Source organism: Mesorhizobium sp. M5C.F.Cr.IN.023.01.1.1 (genome assembly GCF_003997585.1).
Taxonomy (GTDB): domain Bacteria; phylum Pseudomonadota; class Alphaproteobacteria; order Rhizobiales; family Rhizobiaceae; genus Mesorhizobium; species Mesorhizobium wenxiniae.
Genome location: NZ_RZSU01000069.1, coordinates 1 through 19477, shown reverse-complemented (window position 1 = coordinate 19477; position 19477 = coordinate 1). Strand labels below are relative to the sequence as shown.

Annotated in this window: 20 protein-coding genes and 1 tRNA gene; 11 read left to right on the top strand and 10 right to left on the bottom strand. The window is 62.7% G+C overall.

The genetic code is table 11. From position 1 onward, the window contains the following. Positions 1–3: 3 nt before the first annotated feature. Both EOA78_RS23990 and EOA78_RS23985 read right to left on the bottom strand, forming a co-directional pair. Positions 4–642, bottom strand: a complete 639-nt coding sequence (locus tag EOA78_RS23990) for a DUF6766 family protein (protein ID WP_127317287.1) — start codon at positions 640–642, stop codon at positions 4–6. A gap of 413 nt (positions 643–1055) precedes the next feature. Continuing rightward, positions 1056–1132 (bottom strand) — tRNA-Arg (locus tag EOA78_RS23985). Between the two features lie 150 nt (positions 1133–1282). Here EOA78_RS23985 and EOA78_RS23980 point away from each other — a divergent pair. Further along, positions 1283–1579, top strand: coding sequence for a DUF768 domain-containing protein (locus EOA78_RS23980; RefSeq protein ID WP_127317286.1), 297 nt, complete (start codon positions 1283–1285; stop codon positions 1577–1579). Positions 1580–1725: 146 nt separating this feature from the next. On the opposite strand, the gene EOA78_RS23975 is transcribed toward EOA78_RS23980, so the two are convergent. After that, positions 1726–2889: a M20 aminoacylase family protein gene (locus EOA78_RS23975; protein ID WP_127317285.1), complete on the bottom strand. Its 1164-nt coding sequence runs from the start codon at positions 2887–2889 to the stop codon at positions 1726–1728. A 231-nt stretch (positions 2890–3120) separates the two neighbouring features. Between EOA78_RS23975 and EOA78_RS23970 the strand changes: the two genes are divergently transcribed. Further along, the gene (locus tag EOA78_RS23970) at positions 3121–4290 is read left to right on the top strand and encodes a D-alanyl-D-alanine carboxypeptidase family protein (protein WP_127317284.1); all 1170 of its coding nucleotides are present in this window, start codon (positions 3121–3123) and stop codon (positions 4288–4290) included. Positions 4291–4294: 4 nt separating this feature from the next. Continuing rightward, positions 4295–5404, top strand: coding sequence for a GTP-binding protein (locus EOA78_RS23965; protein WP_127317283.1), 1110 nt, complete (start codon positions 4295–4297; stop codon positions 5402–5404). 275 nt (positions 5405–5679) lie between these two features. Here the strand turns inward: EOA78_RS23965 and EOA78_RS23960 are convergent, their stop codons facing one another. The 5 genes from EOA78_RS23960 to EOA78_RS23940 all read right to left on the bottom strand — a co-directional run bounded on the left by EOA78_RS23960 (position 5680) and on the right by EOA78_RS23940 (position 9618). Beyond that, positions 5680–5967 carry a sulfurtransferase TusA family protein gene (locus tag EOA78_RS23960; protein WP_127317282.1) on the bottom strand — a complete coding sequence of 96 codons (288 nt, stop codon included), beginning with the start codon at positions 5965–5967 and terminating at the stop codon, positions 5680–5682. Positions 5968–5972: 5 nt separating this feature from the next. Next, a complete protein-coding gene (locus tag EOA78_RS23955; RefSeq protein ID WP_127317281.1) occupies positions 5973–7268 on the bottom strand; it encodes a murein L,D-transpeptidase family protein in 1296 nt (431 codons plus the stop codon). A gap of 200 nt (positions 7269–7468) precedes the next feature. Beyond that, entirely contained in the window at positions 7469–8419 is a 951-nt protein-coding gene (locus EOA78_RS23950; protein WP_065007391.1) for an acetyl-CoA carboxylase carboxyltransferase subunit alpha, read from the bottom strand. Between the two features lie 99 nt (positions 8420–8518). Continuing rightward, on the bottom strand, positions 8519–9436 hold the full coding sequence (locus EOA78_RS23945; protein ID WP_127317280.1) for a site-specific tyrosine recombinase XerD: 918 nt from the start codon (positions 9434–9436) through the stop codon (positions 8519–8521). 29 nt (positions 9437–9465) lie between these two features. Continuing rightward, complete coding sequence (locus tag EOA78_RS23940; RefSeq protein ID WP_029348640.1) at positions 9466–9618, bottom strand: hypothetical protein; 153 nt, start codon at positions 9616–9618, stop codon at positions 9466–9468. A gap of 273 nt (positions 9619–9891) precedes the next feature. On the opposite strand from EOA78_RS23940, the gene EOA78_RS23935 reads away from it, so the two are divergent. The 4 genes from EOA78_RS23935 to EOA78_RS23920 all read left to right on the top strand — a co-directional run bounded on the left by EOA78_RS23935 (position 9892) and on the right by EOA78_RS23920 (position 13463). Further along, a complete protein-coding gene (locus EOA78_RS23935) occupies positions 9892–10497 on the top strand; it encodes a shikimate kinase (protein ID WP_127317279.1) in 606 nt (201 codons plus the stop codon). Beyond that, entirely contained in the window at positions 10494–11678 is a 1185-nt protein-coding gene (gene aroB / locus EOA78_RS23930) for a 3-dehydroquinate synthase (protein WP_127317278.1), read from the top strand. The genes EOA78_RS23935 and aroB overlap by 4 nt, the downstream gene beginning before the upstream one ends. Further along, positions 11675–12568, top strand: a complete 894-nt coding sequence (locus EOA78_RS23925) for a transporter associated domain-containing protein (RefSeq protein ID WP_127317277.1) — start codon at positions 11675–11677, stop codon at positions 12566–12568. The genes aroB and EOA78_RS23925 overlap by 4 nt, the downstream gene beginning before the upstream one ends. 91 nt (positions 12569–12659) lie before the next feature. Further along, positions 12660–13463 (top strand): alpha/beta hydrolase, encoded by an 804-nt coding sequence (locus EOA78_RS23920; protein ID WP_127317276.1) that lies wholly within the window; start codon positions 12660–12662, stop codon positions 13461–13463. Positions 13464–13466: 3 nt separating this feature from the next. Here the strand turns inward: EOA78_RS23920 and EOA78_RS23915 are convergent, their stop codons facing one another. After that, positions 13467–13769 (bottom strand): BolA family protein, encoded by a 303-nt coding sequence (locus EOA78_RS23915; RefSeq protein ID WP_077372975.1) that lies wholly within the window; start codon positions 13767–13769, stop codon positions 13467–13469. 193 nt (positions 13770–13962) lie between these two features. On the opposite strand from EOA78_RS23915, the gene EOA78_RS23910 reads away from it, so the two are divergent. The 4 genes from EOA78_RS23910 (at position 13963) to EOA78_RS23895 (ending at position 18673) form a co-directional block, all read left to right on the top strand. Continuing rightward, positions 13963–14592, top strand: coding sequence for a J domain-containing protein (locus EOA78_RS23910; protein WP_036262308.1), 630 nt, complete (start codon positions 13963–13965; stop codon positions 14590–14592). 123 nt (positions 14593–14715) lie between these two features. Beyond that, entirely contained in the window at positions 14716–15702 is a 987-nt protein-coding gene (gene cobS, locus EOA78_RS23905; protein WP_127317275.1) for a cobaltochelatase subunit CobS, read from the top strand. A gap of 47 nt (positions 15703–15749) precedes the next feature. Beyond that, complete coding sequence (gene cobT / locus EOA78_RS23900) at positions 15750–17648, top strand: cobaltochelatase subunit CobT (RefSeq protein WP_127317274.1); 1899 nt, start codon at positions 15750–15752, stop codon at positions 17646–17648. Next, on the top strand, positions 17645–18673 hold the full coding sequence (locus EOA78_RS23895) for an esterase-like activity of phytase family protein (RefSeq protein ID WP_127317273.1): 1029 nt from the start codon (positions 17645–17647) through the stop codon (positions 18671–18673). Before cobT ends, EOA78_RS23895 begins: the two co-directional genes overlap by 4 nt. An 84-nt stretch (positions 18674–18757) precedes the next feature. Here EOA78_RS23895 and EOA78_RS23890 read toward each other — a convergent pair whose 3' ends face one another. After that, positions 18758–19432, bottom strand: coding sequence for a hypothetical protein (locus EOA78_RS23890; protein WP_127317272.1), 675 nt, complete (start codon positions 19430–19432; stop codon positions 18758–18760). Between the last annotated feature and the right edge of the window lie 45 nt (positions 19433–19477).

Genomic DNA, 19477 nt, shown 5'->3' with positions numbered 1-19477 from the left:
GACTTATGCGCCGGTTTCGGAATTTGACGCGTCAGCAGGCTTCGATTCCGGGGAGCCCTTGTGGCGCAGGAAAATCGACAGGACGACCAGGACCGCGGTCGACAGGAACTCCGACTGCCAGTTCTGAAACGACTCGAACCATAGCTGGGCGTCGAGAAGATAGCTTTCTATCGATTGAACCTTGCCGCCGTGCAGCAGCGCTTCCTCGTTCGCAGCAGTCAGGCTCGCCCACCAGTGCAAGCCAAAGGAGATGATGAACAGCAGGGCCAGCGCTATGCCAAGCGAGTAGGAATAGAGCCACGACAGGATCGGATTGCGCCTGCGGGTGGCGGTCGGAAGTTCGTCCTTGGGCCGGTCGGGATCATCGGGATCACGCGACTCGGCCGAGCCGCGCTGAAACAGCATCGCTGTTAGCATGACATAGGCCGACATCTGCAGGAATTCGCTTTCCCAGTTTTCGAATAGCGCCGAGAGGAAGTTGCCGCTTTTCAAATAAGCCAACAACCCGATCGCTGCCGAGCCATGCTCACGAAGGTCTTGGTTGTAGGCAGAACGGCCTGACCAGATCATGCCGACGGTGCTGAACAGGAACATCGCCACCAAGACGATCGTAAGCCCGTTGTCCCGAAAAATGGTTCTCATGGTCGTGTCTTCCTCGAGCCTTCGACTAGCGCCAGTTCTCCAGAACCTCTTCGATCCTCACCGCCTCGACCTTTCGCCGGCGGCACGAATCGCGCCAAAGATGGCATCAACTCGACGAGGCCGGCATCGATGCTGGCAAGGGTGCCCTCGGCCCAACGCCGATAATACCGCGCCCACATGCCCGGCCGCGATCATGACGACCTTCTCGCCATCGTGAGCTTGCAGCAATATCTCGAATTCATCACTGATTACCTGTTTGCCGGTAAAAAACGTCCCATAGCCTCCCCCATGTCGCGGCCATGTCGCGTGGATCCGCCGATAGTCGCAGGAAACCCTTGGAAATCAACGGTAGCGAATTGCAACATGGCGCGACATGGCCGCCGCCCAAATGATCACCAAGCTACTGATTTTGATGGTGATCCCGACAGGAATCGAACCTGTGACCTACAGATTAGGAATCTGCCGCTCTATCCTACTGAGCTACGGGACCACGCGGCCCGACACATAACCGCTTCGGACCGTTTCGCCAAGAGGCAGGCTCGATGCAATCGGCCGGTTGCGAGGTGGATCGCAAAGATGAGCTGGGGATAACGGAACTTCAGACCTCCACTGCGCTTTAGTGTGCCGAAGGAGATGCCGCATGAGTGCTACGAAAGAGTTCTTTGAAACCTGGCTCCAGGAGAACGTCGGTAACCTGCCCGCTGAAAGCGAGGTGAGCGTGGCGGTCTTGGCTCAGCAATTCGAACAAGATGCCGACGCGGCCGGCTATGGTCACGAGGTACGCGAAGACGAGATCGGCGACATTGAAGAGGCGATTGAGAAAGCTCTGGACAAGGCCCGGACTGGCGAACAGCAGCAGGCCGATCCGGTCGAAGAGAGTGATCTGGCGCCCGTCATGGAGGCGCTGGAGGTCGAGGATCCGAAGAGCGGACCATAGCGGTCCAGGCGCCAGCCACTGATTTCGAAAAGAGTCCCAGCGGTTGCGGCTCCCCTCCACCCTACATGACCGCCCATGATAGAGGTATCGGCGTCGCGTTGGCTGCGTACCCTCGGGGGCAAGCCCGAGGGTACGCTTTGTATGCATTAGGCGGCCAGCGCCGTCTCCGCGAGCTTGACCCAATAGCTCATGCCGTGCGGAATGACTTCGTCGTTGAAGTCGTAGGCAGGATTGTGGAGACCGGCGGTGTCGCCATTGCCGATGAAGATGAAGGCGCCCGGCCGCGATTCCAGCATGTAGGAGAAATCCTCGCCGCCCATCACCGGCTGGATGGCGCGATGCACATGCGCCTCGCCGGCGACATCAGCGGCGACGTCGCTGGCAAAGACCGTCTCTTCCGGATGATTGAAGGTGACGGGATAATTGGCATTGTAATCCACCTCGATCGTTGCGCCGAAGGCCGCGCCCACGCCCTCGCAGATGGCGCGCACGCGCTCCTCAGCCTTCCTGGCGACCTCCTTCTTCAGCGTGCGCACGGTGCCGGCGATCTCGGCGCTCTCGGGAATGACATTGTAGGCGTCGCCGGCGTGGAATTTCGTCACCGACACCACGACAGCCTCGACCGGATCGGTGCTGCGCGAGGCGATCGTCTGCAGAGCGCCGACGAGCTGGCTGGTGATGACGATCGGGTCGACCGTGCCATGCGGCATCGCCGCATGCCCGCCTCGGCCCTTGACGGTGATGGTGAATTCGGCGGTCGCCGCCATGATCGGGCCCGGCTTGATGGCGAATTGCCCGACCGGCAGGCCCGGCATGTTGTGCATGCCGAACACCTTGGAGATGCCGAAGCGCTCCATCATGCCGTCCTTGACCATCTCGTTGCCGCCGCCGCCGCCTTCTTCGGCCGGCTGGAAGATCACCGCGAGGGAGCCGGCGAAATTGCGCGTCTCGGCCAGATATTTGGCAGCGCCGAGCAGCATCGCGGTGTGGCCGTCATGGCCGCAGGCGTGCATCTTGCCCGGAATGGTCGAGGCGTAGGGTCTTCCGGTGATCTCGTTGAGCGGCAGCGCGTCCATGTCGGCGCGCAGGCCGATGGTCGTGCCTTCGCCCAAGCGGCCGCGGATGATGCCGACGACACCGGTCTTGCCGAGCCCGGTCACCACGTCGTCGCAACCGAAGGCCTTCAGCTTGTCGGTGACGAAGGCGGCGGTCTTGAAGACGTCGAAATTCAGCTCTGGCGTCTGGTGCAGATGGCGGCGCCAGCCGGCGACCTCGTCTTGCATTTCGGCGGCGCGGTTCAGGATCGGCATGATGGTTCCATCTCGCTGTTGGAGCAGACGGGTTCTGCCTGCTGCTTTGCAATTGTGCCTGCTGTTTTACAATTGTCATTCAGGCACTTTGCCATCTTGACGTCACATAGGCTAAATAGCACCGCAAGATTGCGATCCGGATAGAGGGACCGGATCACCATGCTGGCGATCGCGTAACAAATCTTACGGAGCCAGAGGCGACTGCGGCAAGAGGCGATTTCGGATTCCACCATGCGGTACAGGCATTTCCTCAAACTATTGCTCGCGGGCGCCGTGGCGCTTCCGGTGCTGGCCGGACCGGCTCTCGCCAATCCGACGATCGTGTTCGAACTGGGCAATGGCAAGATCCTCCAGCACCAGGAGGCTTTCAAGCGCTGGTATCCTGCCTCGCTGACCAAGCTGATGACCGCCTATGTGACGTTCCGCGCGATCGCGGCCGGCGAGGTCCAGCTCGATTCGCCGATCAAGGTCACGAAGCGTTCCGCCGGCGAGCCGCCGAGCAAGATGGGCTTCAAGCCGGGCTCGGTCATGCGGCTCGACAACGCGCTGAAAATGATGCTGGTCAAATCGGCCAACGACGTCGCCATGGCCATCGGCGAGAACATCGGCGGTTCGCAGGCCGTTTTCGCCGAACGCATGAACACCGAGGCGCGCCGGCTCGGCATGACCGGAACGCATTTCGTCAACCCGAACGGGCTCTTTTCGCCGGACCAGTATACGACGGCGCGCGACCTCGGCTTGCTGGTGATGGCGATCCGCACGGAATTTCCGCAATATGCCCCATGGTTCTCGATCGAGGGTCTGGCCGTCGGCAAGAAGCAGATCCCGAACTACAATCTTCTGATCGGCCGCTATCCCGGCGCCGACGGCATGAAGACCGGTTTCGTCTGTCCCTCGGGCTTCAACATGATTGGTTCGGCAACACGCGACGGCCGCACGCTGGTGGCGGTGGTGCTTGGCGAGAAGTCGGCCGTCACTCGCGCCGAGACCGTCGCCAGGCTGCTCGACCACGGCTTTGCCACGCCGACAACGGGCTGGTTGACGGTGGCGGCGCTGCCTTCCTATGGCGACACCACATCGGTTAACGACCTGAATGACGAGATTTGCAGGAAAAAGCCGGCTAAGGAGCAGTCGGAAGCTGTCCCCGTCGGCGATAAGAATGCGCCAAAATCTCCCTATCGGGAAAAGCTCGACCATGTGCCGACATTGGTCGCCGTCGGCCTTGGCGGCGCCACCGGGCCGAAGCCGAAGGCCATGCTCGATGTATCGGGCCGGGAATATGCCGACGTGCCGCTGCCGAGCTGGCGGCCCGACCTGCCGCCGCCGCCCGGCGCCGAGCCGACAGTGATCGGTTCCGCCACCGCGGCCCAGGGCAACCCACCCGCCAAAGCCTTGAACTAGCCTGATGAGCAGCGGCTTTCCCATTCCCGTCTCGGTGCTGACCGGTTTTCTCGGCGCCGGCAAGACGACGCTGCTCAACCGGCTGCTCAGAGATCCCGCGCTCGCCGACACCGCGGTCATCATCAACGAGTTCGGCGAGGTGGCGATCGACCATCTCCTGGTCGAACAGGCCTCAGACGGCATCATCCAGCTTTCCGACGGCTGTCTCTGCTGCACGGTGCGCGGCGAACTGGTCGACACGCTGGCCGATCTCGTCGACCGGCTGCAGACCGGCCGCATCGCCCGGCTTGCCCGCGTCATCATCGAAACCACCGGCCTCGCCGATCCGGCGCCGGTGCTGCAGTCGATCATGGCGCATCCGGCGCTGGTCCAGGCCTTCCGGCTCGACGGCGTCATCACATTGGTCGATGCGGTCAATGGCAATGCGACGCTCGACGCCCATGTCGAGGCGGTGAAGCAGGTGGCCGTCGCCGACCGCATCGTGCTGACGAAAGCCGATCTGGCCACCGATCCGCGCGACGTCGGGGCCTTGCGGGCCCGGCTGCGGCAGATCAATCCGGGTGCCGAGTTGCTCGATGTGGGTGACAGAAGGACCGATGTAGCGGCGGCGCTGTTTGATTGCGGCCTCTACAACCCGGCCACCAAGTCCGCCGACGTGCGGCGCTGGCTGGGCGAGAAAGCCGCCCATGATCACCATGGCGATCATGACCACGGCGACCATGAGCACGATCACGACCATCGGCACGATTCCCGCGTTCGCTCCTACTCGTTGGTTCATGAAGGGCCGGTGCCGTTTTCGGCGATCGAGATGTTCTTTGACCTGTTGCGATCGGCGCATGGCGAGCGCCTGTTGCGCATGAAGGGCGTCATCGAATTGCTGGAAGACCCGTCGCGGCCGCTGGTCGTCCACGGCGTACAGAAGATTCTGCATCCGCCGGCGCGGCTGCCGTCCTGGCCGGACGGTCAACGCGGCACAAGGCTGGTGCTGATCACGCTCGACATGACGGAAGACTACGTCCGCCGGCTGTTTGCCGCCGTGACCAGCCGGCCGTCGATCGACACACCGGACCGCGCAGCGCTGGAAAACAACCCGCTGGCCATCGCCGGGCGGTAGCTTCAATTTTCGAACGCCGCACTGCCCTCTAACGGAATTGCAAACGTTCCGGAGCTGGCGGCGTCGGTGCAGCTGCCAATCTCCCTCCTTGAGGGGGAGATGTCGCCGAAGGCGACAGAGGGGGTCGCCTCGGCTGGCGCGGCGCCCCGTAGGACGAAAGAAAAGCTTGGCGCCTCACGCGCGGCAACCCCCTCTGGCCTGCCCTCTTTGCCAAAACTTGGCATCTCCCCCTCGAGGGGGAGATTATGCCGCTCAGGCGTTTTCGCCAGAACGAGCTAAGTTGAGACGCAGCCACCGCCGCGCTCGACGAGGAAGCGATGGCCGCCTGATATCGCTGCCGTTTCGATTAATCGATGGCCGCTCTCGGTGCAGAAGGCGGGAATGTCGATGACGGCGAGGGGATCAGTGGTTTCAAGCCACAGGCGGCTGCCCGGCTGCATTGTTGCCAACCGCTTTTTTGCCTTGAGCACGGGCAACGGGCAGTTCAGGCCTTTGAGATCGTAGACGGCGGCGGGGCTGGTTGAGGGCCTGTCTTCTTGGCCCCCATCTTCTTGTTCAAGCATGAACCTCAGCCGCCGAACATGCCGAGCAGCCTCTTCTTCAGCCTTGTCGTCGTGCTTTCGTCGGCACTCGCCGCCTGCGTTTCGATTGCCGCAGCGGCCTCGGAGGGCACGACGGTTGCAGTGGCGACAGGCGCTTCGGCTGCGGCCCGGACCGCTTCCTCTTCAGCCAGAGCCTGAGCCTTAGCTGCCTCTTTCTCGGCCTTGGCTGCTTCTATCGCGGCGAGCCTTTGCTCCTCGGCTTTCTGCTTGGCGGCCTTCTCCGCGTCGAGCGCGGCCATCTTGCGGCCCGCCGGCGAATCGATGCGGCCCATGCGTGCCGTCGCCGTCAACGAGCCGTCGGCGTTGAGCGAGGGCGGCTCGATTGGCACGCGTTCGCCACGAGCGCGCTTCTTCGACCACTCGGAGACGATGCTGGCTTCCTTGATCCCGGCGATGGTCGGCTTGGGCGCCGGCACGCTAGCCTTGACCGCGCCGTTAAAAGCCGCTTCGTAGGTGCTCTGATAGGCATTGAAGGCGCTCTTCAGCGAATCCGGCTGCGTGGTCGCGGGGCAGGCGCCGGCCGGATCGAAGGTCGCGCCGTCAGCCGCGACCTGGTTGAAGACATAGCGCTTCTCGCAGACATCAACCTTCGGCGGCACTTTGGTGATCTCGAAATTGTCGTAGCCGACCTTCAGCATCTTCCAGAATTCGTAGTTCGGATCTTTGCGATAGCGCGCCATGTTGGCGGCGGTCATGCGGAATGGAAAGGCCTGGATCTGGAACTCGGTCTGGCCGCCCTGGAAAGCGTCGCGGCCGAAGGCGTAGATTTGCTCGATCTGTGCGTCGGTCATCGAATAGCAGCCCGACGACGAGCAGGCGCCATGGACCATCAGATGGGAACCGGTGCGGCCATTGGCGCGGTCGTAGGCATTGGGGTAGCCGATGTTGAAGGCGAGGTGGTAGCTCGACCGCGGATTCATCTGCGCCGGACGGACCGTATAGAAGCCTTCCGGCGCCTGGCGGTCGCCTTCGGTGAATTTGGGCCCCAGCTTGCCCGACCATTTGCAGATGTCGTAGCTGGCGACCAAGTCGTAGCGGCCGTTGGTCTTGGCCTTCCAGATTTCGAGCTTGCCCTCTTCCTTGAAGATGCGGGCCATCACCGGCGAGGTGCGGGTCATGCCCTTGGCGTTCATGCTGGCCAGGATCTTGTCGGGCAGCGGCTTATTGGCGTGGGGGGCAAAATCCTTCATCGAAGAATCATTGCAGCCGGCGACGCCTATCGCGGCAATCAGAAGTCCGGTGCGGGCAAGCTTGGCAAACATGGATATGGCTATGTCTTTTCTTTCGGACCGCAGGCATCAGCGCCGTCAGGCCCAACCCTAAGCCCGTTAACCTTGAAAATTCCTTACCGCAAGCGCCGGACGCATCCCCTTACAGCAATTTGATTGAACCGAATGCCGCGGCATTTTTGTGGCGGAAGCGCTCAATCTTGCCACATTGCGGCGCCGACACCCATCTCGCGCTAAAGGTTTCGCCCCATAGCCAGGTATTTTTCGCGGCGCTGCTCGCGAAAATCGGTGTTGGCGCCGGAGAACTCCTTCATCGTCTTCGCGATGAGGTCGCCGGTGGCGGCAATCACCGTTTCCGGGCCACGATGGGCGCCGCCGAGCGGTTCGGCAATGATGGCGTCGATGATCTTCAGCTCCAGCAGATCCTGGGCGGTGATCTTCATGTTGGTCGCTGCATCCTTCGAGCGGGTGGTGTCGCGCCACAGGATCGAGGCGGCGCCCTCCGGCGAGATCACCGAATAGATGGCATGCTCGAGCATGTAGACGCGGTTGGCGGTGGCGATCGCGATGGCACCGCCCGAGCCGCCTTCGCCGATGACCACCGAGATAGACGGCACCTTCAGGCCGAGACAGGCCGAGGTCGAGCGGGCGATGGCTTCGGCCTGGCCGCGCTCCTCGGCATTGACGCCGGGATAGGCGCCGGCCGTGTCGACCAGCGTCAGCAACGGGATGTTGAAGCGATCGGCGAGTTCCATCAGCCGCACCGCCTTGCGGTATCCCTCCGGCCGTACCGAGCCGAAATTATGCTTCAGCCGGCTGGCCGTGTCCGAACCCTTTTCCTGGCCGATGATCGCCACCGGCTCGCCGCGGAAGCGGGCGAAGCCGCCGACGATCGCCTGGTCCTCGCCGAAATTGCGGTCGCCGGCAAGCGGCGTGAAATCGTTGAACAGGCCCTTTATGTAGTCGACGCAATGCGGTCTGTCCGGATGGCGCGCCACCTGCACCTTCTGCCACGGGGTCAGCGCCCTATAAGTGTCGCGCAATGCGTCACGCACGCGTTTCTCGAGACGGCTGATCTCATCGCCGACATCGACCGCCTCGCCATTCTCGGCGAGCTTCTTCAGCTCGACAATCTTGCCTTCGAGATCGGCAACCGGCTTTTCGAAATCGAGGTAATTGTACATTCTTGAGCGGACCGATAAGCCGGGAGGCAATGACTGACGGAACCTGGGAAATAGAGGCGCCGGGCGGTGGAACGTCGTCCTCACATAGCGATATGACGTCTAGTCGGCAAGCGGATGATGATCGTTGACCAGCCGCACCAGCCGCTCCTCCAGCACATGCGTGTAAATCTGCGTCGTTGAAATATCGGCATGGCCAAGCAACTGCTGCACGGCCCTGAGATCGGCGCCGTTCTGCAGGAGATGGCTGGCGAAAGCATGGCGCAGCACATGCGGCGATATTTTCGCCGAGGCGATGCCGGCGCGCGCGGCAAGGCCCTTCAGGTCGCGGGCGAAAACCTGCCTGGAGAGATAGCCGCTGTCGCTTGCTGCTGGAAAAAGGAACGGGCCATCTGCGAAAGCCGGCACCGTTGCCCGGGCAGCGAGCCAGGCCCGCATTGCCATGCGCGCCTTTGCCGACAGCGGCACCATGCGTTCCTTGTCACCCTTGCCGCGCACCATGAAGAAACGATCGTCGCGCAGCGCCACCGTGACCGGCAGGCCGACCAGTTCGGAAACGCGCAGGCCGGTGGCGTAGAGCACCTCGACCAGCGCATGCAGGCGCAGCGCCGCCAGGTTGTCGCCATCGTTCAGCGAGGCGTCAGCTGCCTCCTGCGCTGCACGGTCGATCAGCCGGCCGGTGTCGGCCTCGCTCATCGTCTTCGGCAGCGGCCGGCCCTTCTTCGGACTGTCCAAGGTTCCGGTCGGGTCGTCGCCGCGCAGGCCTTCTGCATAGAGGAACTTGAAGAACTGGCGGATCGCCGACAGTTTGCGTGCCTGCGAGGTGGCAGCAAAACCGCGCGCCGCGATCTCGTCGAGATAGCCGCGGATATCGGCGGCGGCGGCACCCGCGAGCCCGCCGTCGATCTCGGCCGAAGCGTCTTCGAGGTCGCGGCGATAGCTGGAAAGCGTGTTTTCGGCAGCGCCGCGCTCGGCACTCATCATTTCCAAAAAGGCTTCGATGCGGGCCGCGCTATTCATTTCTTTTGGGTCAGTTTTTCTCTTTTGGGTCAGTTTTTCTTGGGGTTCAGCTTTTCGGGAGGAATGCGTACGCTCATTTCGGTCTTTCTCGGCTCGACGAACATCGCCAGAGCGAACATCGTGCCATAGACAATGCCGGCCAGAATCGTGAGCGTCACGACAAAGCGGAACAGTGTCGGCATCAATCTTCGTCCGTCTTCTTGTTCTGCGTTTCCAAACCCTGTGCCCTTATGAGACGCCAATCCGGCCAATTCAAGGGCGAAGCTCGGACGACGCTCGGCGCCGCCACGCTTGACGCAATCAGGCTTTTGATGTCGATACGCCGGCAAAGAGGGCCTAAGCAGGCATTCGTGGGCTGGCCCTCGAATGCCTGCTTAGATTCTTTGGCTTGTCGCAGTTCTTGTCGCCAAACCGTAGGACACTTGGCGGAACCTGCTTAGGAACATCATGGTGTCATGAACGTACTACCCGCAAATCCTCCCGATGAGAGCCATGCCGCGCTGCTCGGCCGGCTGGGCAACCGTTCCATCGTCTTTGTCGGCCTTATGGGCGCCGGCAAGACGGCGATCGGCCGCAAGGTGGCGGGGATCCTGGGACTGCCTTTCATCGACAGCGATCAGGAGATCGAAAGCGTGTCGCGCATGAGCGTCCCTGAATTGTTCGAACGCTATGGCGAGACCGAATTCCGGGCGCTGGAGCAGCGGGTCATCCTGCGCGTGCTGGAACATGGTCCGCAGGTGCTGTCGACGGGCGGCGGCGCCTTCATGAGTGCGCAGACGCGGGAGGCCATTGCCGGCCATGGCGTGTCGGTATGGCTGAAGGCCGAGATCGACCTCTTGATGGACCGCGTTTCCAAGAAGCAGAACCGGCCGCTCCTGAAAAGCGCCGACCCCCGCGCCGTGATCGAGCGGTTGATGGCTGAGCGCTATCCGGTCTACGCAGTCGCCGATGTCACCGTGCCGACCCGCGACGATCGCAAGGAGGTCATCGCGGCCGAGGTCGTGAATGCGCTTTGCGGGTATTTCGGCGTTGCGGCCGCGACAGGCGAGGTGCGGTCGTGAGCCCTAACACGACAGTCACCGTCAAAGTCGGGCTCGGCGATCGCGCCTATGACATATTGATCGGCTCCGGCCTGCTTTTGCGCGCCGGCAGCGAGATTTCGCGCCGCCTGCCCGGCACGCGCGCCGCGGTGGTCACCGACGTCAATGTCGCCGCAGCACACCTCGAGACGTTGAAGGCCGGCCTTGAAAAGGGCGGCATCCAGCCCGCCGTGATCACGTTGCCGGCTGGGGAAAAGACCAAGAGTTTCGCGCATCTCGAAGAGGTGGTGGACGGCGTGCTCGCCGCAAGACTGGAACGCGGCGATGTCGTCATCGCGCTCGGTGGCGGTGTCATCGGCGATCTGGCCGGATTTGCCGCCGGCATCGTGCGCCGCGGCATGAATTTTGTGCAGATCCCGACTTCGCTGCTGGCGCAAGTCGACTCCTCCGTCGGCGGCAAGACCGGCATCAACAGTGCGCGCGGCAAGAACCTCGTCGGCGTCTTCCATCAGCCGAAACTGGTGCTGGCCGACACCGAGGTGCTCGATACGCTGCCGATCCGGGAATTCCGGGCGGGTTACGCCGAACTCGCCAAGTACGGGCTCATCGATCGCCCCGACTTCTTCGCCTGGCTGGAGGAAAACTGGGGCAAAGTGTTCGCCGGCGGCCCGGAGCGGGCCGAGGCCATCGCTGAAGCCTGCCGCGCCAAGGCCGATGTCGTCGCCCGCGACGAGTTCGAGACCGGCGACCGCGCGCTGCTCAATCTCGGCCACACGTTCGGCCATGCGCTCGAGGCCGCCACCCAATATGACAGCGCGCGTCTCGTCCACGGCGAGGGAGTCGCCATCGGCATGGCGCTGGCTTATCGCTTTTCGTCACGCCTCAACCTGGCAAGCCCCGACGATGCGGCGCGCGTCGAGGCGCATCTTCGCGCCGTTGGCCTGCCTTGGTGCATGGCCGATATTCCGGGTGAATTGCCTGATGCCGAGGCCCTCCTTGCCTTCATCACCCAGGACAAGAAGGTCTCGCGCGGCGCGCTGACTTTCATCCTGACGCGCGGCATCGGCCAGGCCTTCATCGCCAGGGATGTGCCGGCCTCGGAAATTCTGTCGTTTCTCAGGGATAACCATCCGGGTCAGCAGGAAGGCCGCCCGGGTCAGCAGAAGAGCCGCCCGGGTCAGCAAAGAGGCCGCCCGGGATGAACGAGGCCGGCTGGATCGTTGCTGCTGTCCTTGCTGGGCTCGGCCTGCTCGCTTTCGCGTTTCGCGCGCGCCTGCTCGCCGCCTTCGGCTATGAGCTGCAGCGCATCGGGCCGCAGCATTCGAATCATGATGAAGCGCGCGGTGCCGTCAACGATTCTTGGCGCGACGGCCAGGTGGTGCACGTGGATCGCGCCCGCATCGGCCGCTTGTCCGATCTCGACGAGCTCGAAGTCTCCGATGTCATGGTCCACCGCACCAACATGCGCTCGGTCAATGCCGACAATCCGCCGGAAGCGGTGGTGCGCGAGATCCTGCAGAGCCCGCATACCCGCATGCCCTTGTGGAAGGGCTCGCTCGACAACATCGTCGGCGTGCTGCATGCCAAGGACCTGCTGCGCGCGCTGAACGATGTCGGCAACGACTTTTCCAAGATCGACGTGATGAAGATCGCTTCAAAACCGTGGTTCGTGCCCGATACCACGACACTGCAGGAACAGCTCAACGCCTTTCTGCGTCGTAAGGCGCATTTCGCAGTCGTCGTCGACGAGTATGGCGAGGTCGAGGGGCTGGTGACGCTGGAGGACATCATCGAGGAAATCGTCGGCGAGATCGCCGACGAGCACGATATCGACGTGCAGGGCGTCAAGCAGGAAGCCGACGGCTCCGTCGTCGTCGACGGCACTGTGTCGATCCGCGACCTGAACCGGGCGCTCGCCTGGGACCTGCCGGACGAAGAAGCCACCACCATTGCCGGTCTCGTCATCCACGAGACGCAATTGATCCCGGACGAGAAGCAGGCGTTCACCTTTCACGGCAAGCGCTTCGTCGTCATGAAGCGCGACAAGAACAGGATCGCAAGGCTGAGGATCAGGCCGGCCGGTGACATCTAGTTCTGGTAGGTTCTGTCGCAGCTAACCCATCCTTGACCGCACGCTCGCCGCGCCGGCGTGCACTTTTCGACTGGGCGGTCTGGAGATGACGGTGATCGATCGGCGAACCCTCCTTTTGATGTCGATGGCTTTGTTGCCGGCCAGCGCTTCGGCGGCGTCGCGCCGGCTTTCGCCATCTCCGCAAATCTTCGACTACGGACCGGCCAGGCTCGACATCTACGCGCGCGCTGGCGCTAGCTCCGTGCCTGTGGTCCTTTTCATCCATGGCGGTGCCTGGCGAGCCGGCAATCGCACCAACGTCGACGTCAAGCCCGGCTTCCTGCTCGACAATGGCTTCTGCTTCGTCTCGATCGACTACCGGATGCTGCCTAAGGCTGATGTCGCCACCCAGGCCGACGATGTCGAGCAGGCATATCGTTACGTGCGCACCAACATCGCCAGATACGGCGGCGATCCGAACCGGATAGCGGTGATGGGCCATTCGGCCGGCAGCCATCTCGCCGCACTGACCGGGCTGCGCGGCGGTCTGCCCGGCGTCGCGGCGCTGGTTCTGAACGATACCAGGGCCTATGATCTGGAGGCGCTTGCGAGGAGCGGCGGCATGACACCGGCCTATGCCCGGGCCTTTCCCGACCCGGCGCAGTGGCGCGCGCTGTCGCCTGCCACCCATGTCGGGAGCCGCAAACATCCGCCGACCTTTATCGCCTATTCGCGCGCATCGGGTCGTGCGGCGGCCTCACGGGCCTTCGCCGAGCGCCTGCGGGCGACTGGAACGGAGGTGACACTGTTCGACGGCAGCGCTTATTCGCACATGTCGATCAACCGCGACTTCGGCGACGAAGGCGACACCTTGACCCGTGCAGTGATGACTTTCCTGAAGGCGGCGCTCGGCTGAAGCCTACCACCTGGTCTTTTCGTCCGGCGCGGCCGGCTCGATCGCCAGCGCGTGGACACCAGCCTTCAGCTCGTCGGCCAGCAATGCGTTGACCGCGCGATGGCGCTCGATTCGGCTCATGCCGGCAAAGGCTGAGGAGACGATGCGGACGCGGAAATGCGTCTCGCCGGTGCCGTCATAAGTGCCGTGATGGTCGGAATCCTGATGGTGATGGCCGGCATGCAGATGGCTTTCGTTGATGATGACCAGCCGCTCCGGCGAGAACGCCTTCTTCAACTTGCCTTCCATCGTTGACTGTATGGACATTCGTACTTCCCTTCACCACATAAGGCGGGCGCATGACCCTCGAAAATCGGCGCCCTTTGCGCGTCCGGAAGGACGCGCGGTACCGTCGCCGCGACAAAATTCGCCGATCGCCCGCTTTATGCTGCGATTCAGCGGTTAGGGCGATCATTGCAAAAATGTCAATTCTTGTTTCGCACCAGCGAACAGCCCATAAATGGGTGAGATGAAACCGTACCCCAAATATTTCGAAAAAATTCGCATCCGCCCGGAGAAGGATGCGGAGCTGAAGTCGCGCTCGCCGATCTGCCAATGGGACGGTTGCAAGGAGGCCGGCACCCATCGAGCGCCGGTCGGGCGCATGAAGGAGGGCGAATATTTCCAGTTCTGCTTCGATCATGTGCGCGAGTACAACAAGGGCTTCAATTATTTCTCCGGTGTCCCCGATACCGAGATCGCCCGCTTCCAGAAGGAAGCGATGACCGGCCACCGGCCGACATGGAAGATGGGCGTCAACGGCGCCTCGACGCGCTCCTCGCCCGATTTCGCCCAGCAGCGTTCCGGCCGCGCCGGCTACTACAACCGCATGCGCGATCCGTTCGACCTGTTCAAAGGCCCGAAGGATCCGCGCGAAGCGCGTGAGCGCAAGGCTAAGCCGCTTGAGGCCAAGGCGCTGGAAACGCTTGGCCTTGATACAAAGGCGACTGGCAAGGATATCAAGGCGCGTTATAAGGAACTGGTGAAACGCCACCATCCGGATGCGAATGGCGGCGACAGAGGTTCGGAAGACCGGTTCCGCGATGTGCTCCAGGCCTATCGCGTGCTCAAGCAGGCAGGATTGTGCTGAGCGACCATTCGGTTCGTGTCGTTTTCCAACTTTCATAAGGTTGGAAAAGGCTCTAAGACCGCCCCCGGACAAAATCGATTGCCGGCGAAATCAGGCGTTTCGCCTGTGGAGACGTTGACAGTGATGAACAAGGTCGATCGCGACATCGCCAACCTGCCCGACAGCACCGTGTCGGTGAAGGAGAAATTCGGCTTCGAGTCCAAGATGGTGGTGCCGGCCTATTCGGTGACGAGCGAGCATGTGCCCGACATCGATCCCGACTATCTGTTCGACAAGAACACAACGATGGCGATCCTCGCCGGCTTCGCCTACAACCGCCGCGTCATGGTGTCGGGCTACCACGGCACCGGCAAGTCGACGCATATCGAGCAGGTCGCCGCCCGTCTCAACTGGCCTATGGTGCGCGTCAATCTCGACAGCCATGTCAGCCGCATCGACCTCGTCGGCAAGGACGCCATCGTTGTCAAGGAAGGCCTGCAGATCACCGAATTCCGCGATGGCATCCTGCCCTGGGCCTACCAGCACAATGTCGCGCTGTGCTTCGACGAGTACGATGCCGGCCGTCCGGACGTGATGTTCGTCATCCAGCGCGTGCTGGAGTCGTCCGGTCGACTGACGCTGCTCGACCAGAGCCGGGTCATCCGCCCGCATCCGGCGTTCCGGCTGTTTTCCACCGCCAACACGGTTGGCCTGGGCGATACCACCGGCCTCTATCATGGCACCCAGCAGATCAATCAGGCGCAGATGGACCGCTGGTCGATCGTCACCACGCTGAATTATCTGCCGCACGACAATGAGGTGAACATCGTCCTGGCCAAAGCCAAGCACTATCGCGATGGCAAGGGCAAGGAGATCGTCAATAAGATGGTGCGTGTCGCCGACATGACGCGTTCGGCCTTCATCAACGGCGACCTTTCGACCGTCATGAGCCCGCGCACGGTCATCACCTGGGCCGAGAATGCCGAGATCTTCGGCGATATCGGCATGGCGTTCCGGCTGACCTTCCTCAACAAGTGCGACGAGCTGGAACGCTCGCTCGTGGCCGAGTTCTACCAGCGCGCCTTCGGCGAAGATTTGCCGGAATCGGCGGCGAATGTGGTGCTGGGGTAAGCTTGGCTCGATTCTGATTTTCGGGGTCATGCTCCAAGGAATGATCGATGGCGGGTCCGGGCGACAATACGCGCAATAAGTCGAAGACGGGGGCTGAGGCCGACAGCTTCAAGCGCGCCGTTACCGTCTGTATGCGGGCGATTGCCGGCGATAAGGACCTCGAAGTCGGTTTCGCCAAGGACCGGCCGGCACTTGCCGGCAGCCGCGCCCGGCTGCCTGAACTGCCGAAAAAAGCGTCGAAGGCCGATATCGCCATCACCCGCGGGCTCGGCGATTCCATGGCGTTGAAGCGCGCCTGTCACGACACGCGCATCCACACTCGGCTGGCGCCGGAAGGCAAGCAGGCCCGCGCCATCTACGATGCGGTCGAGCAGGCCCGCGTCGAGGCGATCGGCTCCCGCGCCATGCAAGGCGTCGCCGACAACATCGGCTCGATGCTCGAGGACAAATACGCCAAGGCTAACCTCATCGACGTCAAGGACAAGGCCGACGCGCCGATCGAGGAAGCGCTAGCCTTGATGGTGCGTGAAAAGCTGACCGGCCGCACTGTCCCGAAGAGCGGCGAGCGGTTGGTCGACCTCTGGCGCCCGTGGGTCGAGGAGAAGGCCAGCGCCGATCTCGACGGACTGTCGGCAAAGCTCGACGACCAGCAGGCCTTCGCCCGTGTCGTGCGCGAGATGCTGGCTTCCATGGAAATGGCCGAGGAACTCGGCGACGACCAGGAGACGGAAGACTCGGAGGACAATGACGACAACCAGCCGCAAGGCGAGGAGCAGAGCGAGGAGGGCGGTGAGGACGATTCCGGATCCGAGCAGTCGCAGTCCGACGACACAGAGGCGTCGTCCGACGACGAGCAGTCGGCCGAGACGGAGGCATCGGATGCCACAGCCGACGACCTGTCCGACGATGACGACGCCGATGCCGAGACGCCCGGCGAGGCGCGCCGCAACGACAATCCCTTCACCAATCTGTCGAAGGAGATCGACTACAAGGTCTTCACCACCGCCTTCGACGAAACGGTGGGTGCGGAGGACCTGTGCGAGGAAGAGGAATTAGATCGGCTGCGCGCTTTCCTCGACAAGCAACTTGCCAACCTTTCCGGCGTCGTCGGCCGGCTGGCCAACCGGCTGCAGCGCCGCCTGATGGCGCAGCAGAACCGGTCCTGGGATTTCGATCTTGAAGAGGGTTATCTCGATCCGGCGCGGCTGGTGCGCGTCGTCATCGATCCGATGCAGCCGCTGTCCTTCAAGCAGGAACGTGACACCAAATTCCGCGACACGGTGGTGACGCTGGTGCTCGACAATTCGGGCTCGATGCGCGGCCGGCCGATCACGGTCGCCGCCACCTGCGCCGATATTCTGGCGCGCACGCTGGAACGCTGCGGCGTCTCGGTCGAGATCCTCGGCTTCACCACCCGCGCCTGGAAGGGCGGGCAAGCACGCGAGAAATGGCTGAAGGAAGGCAAGCCGCCGAATCCCGGCCGGCTCAACGACCTGCGCCACATCATCTACAAATCCGCCGACCATCCGTGGCGGCGGGCGCGCCGCAATCTCGGGCTGATGATGCGCGAGGGCCTGCTCAAGGAGAATATCGACGGCGAGGCGCTGCTGTGGGCGCACAACCGCCTGATCGCCCGGCCGGAGCAGCGCAAGATCCTGATGATGATCTCGGACGGCGCGCCGGTCGACGATTCGACGCTGTCGGTTAATCCGGGCAACTATCTCGAACGGCATCTGCGCGCGGTGATCGAACTGATCGAGACGCGCTCGCCGGTCGAGCTTTTGGCCATCGGCATCGGCCATGACGTTACCCGCTACTATCGCCGCGCCGTCACCATCGTCGATGCCGAGGAACTGGCCGGCGCCATGACCGAGCAACTGGCCTCACTGTTTGGCGAGGAAAGTACGCGGGACACGCGACGCGGCGGCATGCGGCGCGCCGGATGATTTTTTCGCGGGGCGGCTTTCGGCAGACGCTTTTCGCCGTCACAACGCTGTTCGTTGCCGGCATCGCCCTGTCGCCTTGCATCGCCGCGGGCAGCGTTTCGGTCGAGCCGATCGAAATCTCGGAACGGCTGATAGACCGGTTTCATATCGGCCGTGACGAAAAGCGGTTCGGTCCGCTCGAATTCGTCGGCGGGCTGGAAATGACCTCGCCGTCACGCGATTTCGGCGCTTTGTCGGCGTTTCGCTTCCTCGCGCCCGGCAGTGATTTCATCGGCGTCGCCGACACCGGTTTCTGGTTCTTCGGCACGGTTACCCATGATGCGGACAAGCGCCCATCGGGCATGCGGAATTTCCGCATGCAGCAGATGGTCGACAAGGCGGGCCAGATTGACGAGAAATGGGAGGTCGACGCCGAAGGCCTTGCGGTTAAGGGCGGTATTGCCACGGTCGGCTTCGAGCGCAACCACCGTGTTTCCCAGTTCAAGATCGACCTGCACGATATGGAGCCGCCGTTCAAGCAATTGGATTTCCTGATTCCAGCCTGGGAGCTTCGCCGGAATCGCGGCTTTGAGACCGTCACCCACGCCCATCCTAACGGCCAGCACCAAGGCGGGCTGGTCGTGGTATCGGAGAAGAGCCTCGACAAGGCCGGCAACATCTATGCGGCTGTTATCGAAGGGCCGCACAAGGGCGTCTTCACCGTCAAGCGCAACGGCAATTTCGACATTACCGACGGCGCATTCCTGCCGGACGGCGATCTCTTGCTTTTGGAGCGCAGCTTTTCGATGGCTGGCGGCGTCAAGATGCGGCTGAGGCGCATCTATGGCGAAAGCGTCGAGAAGGGCGCCGTTGCCGACGGGCCGGTGCTGATGGAAGCCGACATGGCCTACCAGATCGACAATATGGAAGGGCTCGACGTCTGGACCCGCGACGACGGCGCACTGATGGTGTCGCTGATCTCGGACGACAACCACTCGATGCTACAGCGTAATCTCTATCTGGAGTTTGTGCTGCACGAGGATTGAAGAACGTGCGGCCGGCGATTGGCTGATGGCGAGGCTGCCGTCTCGAGCTCTTCGATGTTCACAGCTTCGCAAAGAGAATTCGGCCTATTGCTCGTTGGTCGCGATCCAGATGACGTGGCGTGCCCCGCGCTTGCCATTGGCGCGGAGCCCAACTTCCTCGACCGCGAAGCCCGCCTGCTTGAGTCTGCGGGTAAAGCCGCTGTCGGGCCCCTGTGACCAGACCGCCAGTACGCCGCCGGGCTTGAGCGCTGCTCTCGCGCTGTTCAAGCCGGCTATACTGTAAAGAGCGTCATTGGCCCTGTGGACAATCCCTTCCGGCCCATTGTCGACGTCGAGCAGGATGGCATCCCAGGCCAAGGCTTCCGATCGTACGATCTGCCCGACATCCGCCTCGCGAATAGTCACACGCGGATCGTCGAGACAGCCACCGAACACAGAGGCCATCGGGCCGCGCGCCCACGCCACGACGGCGGGTACCAACTCGGCGACAACGATGCCGGCACCGGCACCAAGCTCGGCAAGCGCGGCGCGCAGCGTAAAGCCCATGCCGAGCCCACCGATCAGGATTCTGGGTTGCCGGCGTCCGACAATCCTTTCGCAGGACAGTCTGGCCAGCGCTTCCTCGGAACCGCTGAGCCGGCTGTTCATCAGTTCGTTCGCGCCGAGCATGATCGAGAACTCGGGACCGCGCCGCTTCAGCCGGAGTTCCTGTCCGCCGTCAGGCGTGTTTGCTGAATCAAGCTGAATCCAGGGGATCACGGGCTAGCCAGCCAGTGCCGGCTGGCTCCAACGGGTGGCAAGCAG

What these genes read in the sequence shown, in the direction of transcription:
- EOA78_RS23990 (WP_127317287.1), bottom strand. Translation starts at nt 642, where the DNA reads ATGAGAACCATTTTTCGGGACAACGGGCTTACGATCGTCTTGGTGGCG.
- EOA78_RS23980 (WP_127317286.1), top strand. Translation starts at nt 1,283, where the DNA reads ATGAGTGCTACGAAAGAGTTCTTTGAAACCTGGCTCCAGGAGAACGTC.
- EOA78_RS23975 (WP_127317285.1), bottom strand. Translation starts at nt 2,889, where the DNA reads ATGCCGATCCTGAACCGCGCCGCCGAAATGCAAGACGAGGTCGCCGGC.
- EOA78_RS23970 (WP_127317284.1), top strand. Translation starts at nt 3,121, where the DNA reads ATGCGGTACAGGCATTTCCTCAAACTATTGCTCGCGGGCGCCGTGGCG.
- EOA78_RS23965 (WP_127317283.1), top strand. Translation starts at nt 4,295, where the DNA reads ATGAGCAGCGGCTTTCCCATTCCCGTCTCGGTGCTGACCGGTTTTCTC.
- EOA78_RS23960 (WP_127317282.1), bottom strand. Translation starts at nt 5,967, where the DNA reads ATGCTTGAACAAGAAGATGGGGGCCAAGAAGACAGGCCCTCAACCAGC.
- EOA78_RS23955 (WP_127317281.1), bottom strand. Translation starts at nt 7,268, where the DNA reads ATGTTTGCCAAGCTTGCCCGCACCGGACTTCTGATTGCCGCGATAGGC.
- EOA78_RS23950 (WP_065007391.1), bottom strand. Translation starts at nt 8,419, where the DNA reads ATGTACAATTACCTCGATTTCGAAAAGCCGGTTGCCGATCTCGAAGGC.
- EOA78_RS23945 (WP_127317280.1), bottom strand. Translation starts at nt 9,436, where the DNA reads ATGAATAGCGCGGCCCGCATCGAAGCCTTTTTGGAAATGATGAGTGCC.
- EOA78_RS23940 (WP_029348640.1), bottom strand. Translation starts at nt 9,618, where the DNA reads ATGCCGACACTGTTCCGCTTTGTCGTGACGCTCACGATTCTGGCCGGC.
- EOA78_RS23935 (WP_127317279.1), top strand. Translation starts at nt 9,892, where the DNA reads ATGAACGTACTACCCGCAAATCCTCCCGATGAGAGCCATGCCGCGCTG.
- EOA78_RS23925 (WP_127317277.1), top strand. Translation starts at nt 11,675, where the DNA reads ATGAACGAGGCCGGCTGGATCGTTGCTGCTGTCCTTGCTGGGCTCGGC.
- EOA78_RS23915 (WP_077372975.1), bottom strand. Translation starts at nt 13,769, where the DNA reads ATGTCCATACAGTCAACGATGGAAGGCAAGTTGAAGAAGGCGTTCTCG.
- EOA78_RS23910 (WP_036262308.1), top strand. Translation starts at nt 13,963, where the DNA reads ATGGGTGAGATGAAACCGTACCCCAAATATTTCGAAAAAATTCGCATC.
- cobS (WP_127317275.1), top strand. Translation starts at nt 14,716, where the DNA reads ATGAACAAGGTCGATCGCGACATCGCCAACCTGCCCGACAGCACCGTG.
- cobT (WP_127317274.1), top strand. Translation starts at nt 15,750, where the DNA reads ATGGCGGGTCCGGGCGACAATACGCGCAATAAGTCGAAGACGGGGGCT.
- EOA78_RS23895 (WP_127317273.1), top strand. Translation starts at nt 17,645, where the DNA reads ATGATTTTTTCGCGGGGCGGCTTTCGGCAGACGCTTTTCGCCGTCACA.